The 6,271-nt window shown below is 41.1% G+C and carries 8 protein-coding genes and 2 pseudogenes; 6 read left to right on the top strand and 4 right to left on the bottom strand.

From position 1 onward, the window contains the following. Positions 1-179: 179 nt before the first annotated feature. On the top strand, positions 180-458 hold the full coding sequence (locus V7K55_RS09855; RefSeq protein WP_334830648.1) for a carboxymuconolactone decarboxylase family protein: 279 nt from the start codon (positions 180-182) through the stop codon (positions 456-458). A gap of 457 nt (positions 459-915) precedes the next feature. On the opposite strand, the gene V7K55_RS09850 is transcribed toward V7K55_RS09855, so the two are convergent. Together V7K55_RS09850 and V7K55_RS09845 are read right to left on the bottom strand one after the other, a co-directional pair. Then, complete coding sequence (locus V7K55_RS09850) at positions 916-1,629, bottom strand: SDR family oxidoreductase (protein ID WP_334830646.1); 714 nt, start codon at positions 1,627-1,629, stop codon at positions 916-918. Positions 1,630-1,703: 74 nt separating this feature from the next. Then, the gene (locus V7K55_RS09845; protein ID WP_334830644.1) at positions 1,704-2,234 is read right to left on the bottom strand and encodes a GNAT family N-acetyltransferase; all 531 of its coding nucleotides are present in this window, start codon (positions 2,232-2,234) and stop codon (positions 1,704-1,706) included. A gap of 199 nt (positions 2,235-2,433) precedes the next feature. Here V7K55_RS09845 and V7K55_RS09840 point away from each other — a divergent pair, with 199 nt between their 5' ends. The 5 genes and pseudogenes from V7K55_RS09840 to V7K55_RS09820 all read left to right on the top strand — a co-directional run. Then, the gene (locus tag V7K55_RS09840) at positions 2,434-2,943 is read left to right on the top strand and encodes a GNAT family N-acetyltransferase (protein WP_334830642.1); all 510 of its coding nucleotides are present in this window, start codon (positions 2,434-2,436) and stop codon (positions 2,941-2,943) included. 11 nt (positions 2,944-2,954) lie between these two features. Then, positions 2,955-3,275, top strand: coding sequence for an NIPSNAP family protein (locus V7K55_RS09835; RefSeq protein WP_322687328.1), 321 nt, complete (start codon positions 2,955-2,957; stop codon positions 3,273-3,275). A 12-nt stretch (positions 3,276-3,287) separates the two neighbouring features. After that, positions 3,288-4,025 carry a hypothetical protein gene (locus V7K55_RS09830; protein WP_334830638.1) on the top strand — a complete coding sequence of 246 codons (738 nt, stop codon included), beginning with the start codon at positions 3,288-3,290 and terminating at the stop codon, positions 4,023-4,025. 187 nt (positions 4,026-4,212) lie between these two features. Continuing rightward, a pseudogene (locus tag V7K55_RS09825) lies at positions 4,213-4,923 on the top strand (DUF4351 domain-containing protein); the annotation flags it as partial. Between the two features lie 5 nt (positions 4,924-4,928). Continuing rightward, positions 4,929-5,525, top strand: a pseudogene (locus V7K55_RS09820) (IS982 family transposase); the annotation flags it as partial. Between the two features lie 213 nt (positions 5,526-5,738). On the opposite strand, the gene V7K55_RS09815 reads toward V7K55_RS09820, so the two are convergent. Continuing rightward, positions 5,739-6,044, bottom strand: coding sequence for a hypothetical protein (locus V7K55_RS09815; RefSeq protein WP_334830636.1), 306 nt, complete (start codon positions 6,042-6,044; stop codon positions 5,739-5,741). A gap of 87 nt (positions 6,045-6,131) precedes the next feature. After that, a complete protein-coding gene (locus tag V7K55_RS27505; protein WP_442949080.1) occupies positions 6,132-6,266 on the bottom strand; it encodes a DUF2834 domain-containing protein in 135 nt (44 codons plus the stop codon). Positions 6,267-6,271: the final 5 nt, after the last annotated feature.

Raw genomic sequence — 6,271 nt, 5'->3', positions numbered from 1 at the left:
GGGATTTAACTATTTCACAGAAAAATGGAGAGGTAATTTTAAACTTGCAATCGGGTCAGGTGCAGACTAATAAACTAACTCCACAGATATTGCAAACTTTTGAGGATGCGAATAGTCAGATAGATAAAATACTAGCTAAATCTCAAACACAACAAATAGACTTACAAAGATAGATTCGAGTGACCACAATTCCTGGTTTAGCTAAGTTGTTGAGTTCACCAAGCAAATCAGGTGTAGCGATGCTATTCACTAAGCAGATGATTGAGGCGCGAGGTTGGGTGAATGAGCCAAAAATTGAAGAGTTTCTAGCAGCAGGTTACACAAAGCAGCAGGTTTTGGAAGTCATTTTAGGAATTGCTGTGAAAATTATCCACAACTACACTAACCACATTGCTAAAACTCCTTTAGATAAGGCTTTTCAACCTTATGTTTGGTCAAAACCTGCGGTAGTTTCTTAATCAGAGCAGATTTTGAGTCGTGGACTGTCAAAGTTCTTTGATGCTGAGTTCGAGGTTATTGACAGCCTGCTCAACAGAATCGTTATACACCTTCTGGCATTGTGTGGATGAGATAAAACTGACTCATACTTTTCTATTGATCTAGCTGCGACCGAGCAAGATGATTGCTCGGTCGAGGTTTGGGAAGTGCGATCGCAAATTCTAGCTTTTACCTCGCAATAGAGATGCGAGATAGTGGCTCTCAAAAGTAGGTTGAAGCGATCGCGCAAGTTGGCTTGATATGAAATCTGCACGGGAAGCTATTTGCTATGGGTTAAGCATCAGTAAAAGTTTCAAGTCTCTTCCAGTTTGATGGTTTTCCAATTATCAGCATCTTTTGTTAAGTTACCTGGCAACGAGCGGTATATTTAAGTTGCCCTTGTTTTTCTGTAACCTTTACTATGGAGAGGTTATGTAATTAAATTCCAGATGAACGAGCCTCGTCGACTTTGAGGGTGGTTCCTGTAATGAACTTAGCATCATCTGATATTAAAAAGCTAACCGTTTTAGCGAGTTCTGCATAGGTAGCTGGACGACCCCACATCAAATCATCAGGAACGTTCCAGCCTTCTAATTCTTCAAGGTTATCGGCAACAAAGAAAGGAGCGATTGAGTTCATGCGAATATGATCAGCCCGATATCGCTTGGCATAGAGTTTGGTGAATCCTTCCATTGCGGCACGAAGTGTTCCACTGAAAGGAGTTCCAAGTGTTGGTTCTTGAGAATCGCTTGCGGAAATGTTAACGATCGCACCACCCCCAAGTTGACGCATCGTTTCTGTCACCAGTTTTGCGATGCGAACCACGCTCAGAAACAACATCTCAAAATTCTCGCACCACATCTCATCAGAAATGTTGAGTAAATCAAGGCGCGGGGGATCACCAAAACTATTTACGACCGCATCAATTCGACCAAACTTATCCAATGTGGTCTGAACTAATCGCTCTAAATCTTGTAGTTTAGACATTGAACCTTGTACAGCAATTCCGCCAAGTTCTTGTGCTAAATCTAAAACACTTTCACTTCGCGCCATCAATGCAACCGTATATCCTTGACTCGCTAAGTGCCGCGCACACCCTGCACCAATTCCACGACTCGCTGCTGTTACAATAACAATTTTTTTCGCATTCATCTTTTATTATCTCCCAAAATTCACCTAAAATCAGGATAACCTTTGATTTAGAAGTACAAGCGACACTTCCTTGCTCAGTTGGAGTTAGAAAAGGTCAAACGGTAAATGAGTTCGTCGGAAAGTTTACCCTGAACGAACTCTGTGTTCTTATTAACTTTGTACAGATCAAACCCAAGCTTCAATAGCACCTTACGGCAGGCATAGTTTTGCTCGTTCACTGAAGCGTATAGAGCAGGAAAGTCGAATCGCTCTTGGGCAAGAGCGATTGCTTTTGAGCAGTAAGCAGGTGCATACCCCTGTTTATGGAAGTTCGCAAAAGTCATGAAGCCGATTTCTGCGTATGCATCATCGAAAATACCTATCTCGACAACTCCAACAAACTGGCCTTGGGGAAGTATCGCCACCCACTTGAGCCAAGTCATAGTGTCATTGTCTGGTGATTTTTCCAGTGCAGCGAACTTAAACTTTTGCTTAAGCTCGGTGAGAGTCGGTATTTCATCTTCTAAATACTCGTATAAAATAGGGTCGCTGAGGTATAAATACAGTGTCTCGGCTTGGTCTTCCGTCACTTTTTCTAGATGTAAGCTAATCGAGGCTGTATCCATGTTTTATCCTGCTCATAAGAGGTTTACTTATGAAATGAACCGTAAATAAAGCACCTACAGGGAATAAAAAGCCCAGCCTTATCAAATATATTCACAATATCGAGCCGAAAAATTATTTGGCAGATGAAACAGATTATCCGGCTGTGTTTCCTTTATTTGATAATGGAAAAATAAAGGATAGTGTGGTGACAATTAATAGATGATTGAAATTGTTGAAGCAGACCTTAGTATCCCTGCTCATGCGGAGGCTATGGTTAAATTAATGGATGAGTATGCGCTCGACCCGATGGGTGGTGGTAAAGGTCTGTCTGACTACGTTAAAGCAAATCTAAGAGCAGAGCTTGCAAAGAGAAAAACGGCTCATGTTATTCTTGCCTTTGTCGATGCCGAACCCGCAGGGCTTGTTGTCTGCTTGGAAGGATTCTCTACCTTCGCGTGTAAGCCATTACTTAATATTCACGATGTCATTGTTGCTTTATCCTACCGTGGTAGAGGTTTGTCCAAACTGCTGCTACAGAAAGCGGAGGAAATCGCACTCGATTTGGGGTGCTGCAAACTCACGCTAGAGGTACTGGAAAGAAACCATGTTGCTCAGTCAGCATACAAGGCGTGCGGATTCAGTGGCTATGAGCTAAATCCTCAGATGGGCAAGGCATTATTTTGGGAGAAAAAACTACCAGAGGTGACTGATGAAGAGAAAAGTTCTTAAAGCAGATTGATATGATTACTTGCTATTTGCGTTACGTTATTGACCCTGACAAAATTTCGGATTTTGAAGCATACGGACTTATGTGGATACCGTTGGTAGAAAAATTCGGTGGAAACCATCATGGGTACTTTCTTCCACATGAAGGAGCTAATAATATTGCCGTAGCTCTGTTCAGTTTCCCTAGCCTTGCAGCATACGAGCAATACCGAATAGATTCCCAGCAAGATTTAGCTTGTCAGGAAGCGTATGAGTTTGCACGTCGAACAAAGTGCATTGTCAGTTATGAGCGATCATTTATGCGTCCAGTTTTAGGCGATGTTAATAATTATTAAATAGAACAGCCAATGCTCGATTACGTCAGTGCAGGAATCGCGTTTTACGTCACAATGCTTCCCGTACAAGAGTGGATATTGGAATTCCGCCTTGGTTATCTGGGTCGTTACTGGAGCCTGATAAGTGTTGCTGGCTTATTCATTGGCTTTTTGCTCTGTGCGCTGATATTTACACCATTGATCATTAACATGACGCTAGATCCGTTCAAATATCCAGATCATTTGGTGATGAGCGGGATCGCGGCTGTCATCTTTGGTGCAATACTCTGGCTAGGACAGTGGCTGGTACTGCGACAGACTGAAATGACACCTAGAATTTTCGCTCTTATCAACACAGTGGTTGGAATTTTTGTCTTTTCTGTGCTGGTGTGGTTCAATCAAAAAAGTTTGCAGTGGAGCGGTGGCCCAATTGAAGGCTGGAGAACCGGACTCATCTTTCTAGTGGGTGGTACAGTTACCGGAGCGGCGACGGGTAAAGCATTAGATTTTTACTGTGGACGAGTTGAGCAGCGATTAATCAAACTTGAGAGGGAGAGGGTAGAGCAAGAAACCCAAGAGCGAGAAAAGCTTTTGAGAGAGCGGTTTGAGAAGCAGAAATTAGAGCAAGAACGCCTAGAAGCAGAGATGGCAGAGCGGAAAAGGATACAGCGAGAGGCGGCTCAAGAAGAAGAACGTTTGTGGTATGAACAACACGGGAAAGACTATGCAGATTATGCAGATTATGAAAAGGAGGAAGATGAGGATGAATAACTTTGTGCTGACATGAACGACCGCGATCGCTGATGACTTAGCTCTCGCATCGCCTTGTACAGTGTGGCTCAGTAGTGCATTTTCAGCTTTAGCCTCTTCCAGCCTTTCAGATATGATTAAAATGGGTTGTAAATCAAGATAAAATATTATTAATCACTTCAAATTAATTTCAAATCAACTAAATTGAATGACTCGATTTGTACATGACGAATTTGCCAAAGATTATCTAGAAGAACTGTTAAAACCTTATGGGGAAGTAAAGTCATCATCAAAAATATCAGGAGAGATCAAAGAAATTGATGTGCTATTTACTCCTTATTCTCAGCAAAGCTCTAATTTAGAAGTGCTAGGGCTACTTGGAAGATTTGCCGAATTTCCGGCTATATTAGAACCATTTCGCAATGCAGCTTCTAGTGATGAAATTTGCGATTGTATTCAAAAATTATTAGAAGTAAAAGCTGGATTACGGCGAGATGCTAAAGCGAATAAAACCAGACTCCAAGAGTCAGATATTCCGAAACTATGGGTTCTTAGTCCAACTGCATCCCCAGCAATACTATCGAGCTTTAATGTTAATCAGAAATCGGGGTGGTTGTCAGGAGTATACTTTTTAGGTGATGCTCTACGGACAGCAATTGTAGCTATACATCAACTACCGCAAACACCAGAAACGTTGTGGCTAAGAATTCTTGGCAGGGGGAGCGTGCAGTCACAGGCAATTGTAGAATTATCAGCATTACCATTGAATCACCCATACAGGCAAGCAACGCTAGAATTAGTTTACAACCTGCGCCAGAATTTAAGAGTTAATCAAAATTTAGAATCAGATGATAGAGAGTTAATTATGAGATTAGAACCACTTTATCAGCAAGACCGCGAAAGAGCAAAACTTGAAGGGCATTATACTTAAATTCTCGTAAAGGTCAAATCACTGGCATTAGTTTTATTGACAGTACATCTATTCCAATTTGTCATCCAAACCGAGCGAAAAGAAATAAGGTATTTAGAGGCTTATCAGGTTGGGGAAAGAGTTCTGTCGCTTGGTATTTTGGGTTCAAGCTTCATTTAATCATTAATGACCAAGGGGAGTTATTAGCTTTTCAAATAACTCCTGGAAATACAGATGACCGAGTACCAGTTCCAACCTTAACTCAAAACTTATGGGGTAATCTTTTTGGGGACAAAGGATACATTTCTAAAAAACTATGGCAGGAACTTTGGTCAAATAATATCAAGCTAATCACTCCCTTTAAGAAAAATATGAACAATCAGCTAGTTGATTTGTGGGAAAAACTGATGTTACGAAAAAGGTCGTTAATTGAAACTGTTAATGACCAATTAAAAAATATCTCTCAAATTGTTCATTCTCGTCATAGAAGTGTCAAAAATTTTATGGTTAATCTGCTTGCAGGTTTAATCGCTTATACTTTTCAAGAGAAAAAACCCTCTTTAAAGCTAGATAAAAATGAAATCGAAAATTTACCTGCTTTGTTAGTTTAATCACCTTTTTATTGAAGTAAATTATTTAACTTAATTTTCCAAAATAGCAGTTTTTGGATTAGTTTATTTTGACTATCTATTCTCAATAAGGATTGCTAATTGATAGAGTATTGATTATCATTGATTTTTAAGCGTTTCTGCTATATCGAACTCAGGTTTGCACAATTACCGACTCACAGTAACGCTTTTGATGAAACAGTGAACTACTTTGACCTAAACCACCGCCACCCAATCGCACACCACAGACGTACATCCCGTGGCAAAGTTAACCCAGACCTGCCATTGCCCCAGGCAGCCATTCCAGTAAGGCTCACCATCAGCCACCCCAACAGAAGAGCCAACTCTAGAGACAAGCTCTTGGTAGAAAGAGCCAGCGCTGTCCAAGCCTTGCTGCATTTTCAGTTTCAGCCCCTTCCAAACTTGGGCAACAGGATTTTCCACTTGGGTAACTGTTTGGGGAATATCCTGGGATTCGGTGTCAATGGGTTTCAGCCGGGATACCTTCTCAACAGGACACAAGCAACCTCAAACAACGTAGAGTCGTGCGTCTAGCTTTCAGATCATGGGTTGATTAGTGTGACATCTCCAGTTACCAACAACGAATCTTTAAGCAGCTTCAGAAATGCTGTGGGGAGAAAGTTCTTTAGTAAGCTTGATGTGTCTAGCTAGCAGAAATAGTGGGAACATAACACTAACAGCAATAATAGCTGACATGATAATGTACAACCAGAAATATCGAATACCGA

The organism is Nostoc sp. (assembly GCF_036919895.1).
GTDB lineage: Bacteria > Cyanobacteriota > Cyanobacteriia > Cyanobacteriales > Nostocaceae > Nostoc.
The sequence above is the reverse complement of the archived record's forward strand: the minus strand, read 5'-3'. Positions and strand labels throughout refer to the sequence as shown.